This is a genomic window from Bradyrhizobium uaiense (assembly GCF_010811875.1).
GTDB classification, from domain to species: Bacteria; Pseudomonadota; Alphaproteobacteria; order Rhizobiales; family Xanthobacteraceae; genus Bradyrhizobium; species Bradyrhizobium uaiense.
The window spans coordinates 1-255 of the sequence record NZ_VKHP01000718.1; the positions used below are offsets into that span (position 1 = coordinate 1).

The window sequence follows — 255 nt, forward strand, 5'->3', positions numbered from 1 at the left end:
CACTTCGCGGCCTGGCTCGGCCTCACACCCAAGGACCATTCCACCGCCGGCAAGACCAGGCTTGGCAAGATCACCCGGGCGGGCGACGAGGACCTGAGACGGCTGCTCGTGATCGGGGCTACGGCGGGGATCCAGCAGGCCAGACGTGGACGCGGGCATCACTCGCGCTGGCTGCTGGCACTGATCAAGCGCAAGCCGCCGAAGCTTGCAGCGGTGGCGCTTGCCAACAAGGTGGCGCGCATCGCCTGGAAGCTG

1 protein-coding gene is annotated in these 255 nt (G+C 68.2%); it reads left to right on the plus strand.

Annotated features, from left to right (window positions below):
- Positions 1-255 (plus strand): transposase (locus FNJ47_RS55690; protein ID WP_163163640.1); only part of this gene is annotated, 255 nt, incomplete at both ends.